The sequence below is a fragment of the Bacillus mycoides genome (assembly GCF_001757995.1).
Lineage (GTDB): Bacteria > Bacillota > Bacilli > Bacillales > Bacillaceae_G > Bacillus_A > Bacillus_A mycoides_B.
Genome location: NZ_LXLV01000135.1, coordinates 1 through 1,339 on the forward strand (window position 1 = coordinate 1; position 1,339 = coordinate 1,339).

Here is a 1,339-nt window from a genome sequence, read left to right on the forward strand (position 1 = left end):
TGAACACCACATTATTTTTCTTATCCTGGGCGATGAGATCCTTTTTAATCAGCCAGTTCACCAAGCGAGGATCTATTTTCCGTTCATGAATTAGATATTCTTTAATCTCTGTTTGCTTATTTACTTCCAGGTGTTTGGGATAACTAAAAGGCTGCTGCCCTTGTTTGCGCTCCTCTTCAGCTTTTGAGCGATCAAACTCTTTGTAATCCCCCTTTTGAATATCCATCACGGCTTGAGGGAATGTCATGTCATAGTACATCATCGCAAAGCTAATCGCTCCATATCCTTTCTCCCCTCGACTATTCCAGGCGTATTGATTCCCTTTAATGATGAGACTGTCATGTTCCGTATGACGATAATAATTTCCTTCTTTCTTAAACGTTTCTCCTTTTGCTTCCAGATATGAAATCAAGTCAATTTTTCTTGCTTTCATCGCATCCTCCGTACTGACATGTGCCATTACGGAATCCCCCCTTTACTCTATAAAATGAAATAAAAAAGAGGACTATTCCGTTTCCTAGTCCTCTTTTACATGCATTTAATTTTTATTTGCCGAATAAGAATTTTAATCGCTTCTCCTGTACGCTATATGATAAACGAGCGTCAAATTTTTTCCCGTTTTTGTTCGAGATAAACCCTTTAATCTGATCCGTTACATTCTTTTCTAATAACTTTTTTACATGGTTACTACTTAGATTTTTACCAGAGAATGTACCAAAAATAATGAAGTCACAGCCTTTTTTGTATTTCTCACATAAGTAATTACTTTTCCCTACAAGAACTCTACTCTTACATAATGGACATTTGCCAATGGTACGATCTTCAGTCGTTGGAAAACGGAATTTCAGACTTCCGTCCGCTTCCATATAGATAGCTGCTGTAAATTCTCCCTTTTCTCCTTGAAAGCCGTTGATAAAATCCGTTGTTTTATACTGAATTAGCTTTTTCATCTGATTACCAGGGATTGCTTTTCCTTTCATCTTGGCTGGTAACATAAAATCACATCCGTTTTGATGCTCCGTGCATCCATAAAACGTTTTACGATGAAGGATCTCCCCTTTTTTACATTTTGGGCATTTACCAAATGACAGCTCCTCTTGTGTTGGAAACTGAAATTTGATATTTCCTTCATGTAACACTAGATAAGCGGAAAACTCCTTCTCATTGGACTTAAATCCTTTTAAAAGATCTGTTTTCCTATCCTCAAACAGTTTTTTCGCTTGCGCTTCCGGAATCGCTTTTTCTTTAATTTTTTTCGGTAAGGAGATTTCACATTCCGGATAATTACTGCAACCATAAAAATTACCTTTATGAAGGATTTTTCCTTTTCTACAAGGGC

At 36.9% G+C, this 1,339-nt stretch carries 2 protein-coding genes; both read right to left on the bottom strand.

The features are described from left to right. Positions 1 to 460, bottom strand: a 460-nt coding sequence (locus tag BWGOE10_RS29270; protein WP_131799001.1) for a DUF3991 domain-containing protein, incomplete at its 3' end; no start/stop codon positions are given. An 85-nt stretch (positions 461 to 545) separates the two neighbouring features. After that, positions 546 to 1,339 (bottom strand): topoisomerase C-terminal repeat-containing protein (locus BWGOE10_RS29275; protein ID WP_236736050.1); only part of this gene is annotated, 794 nt, incomplete at its 5' end.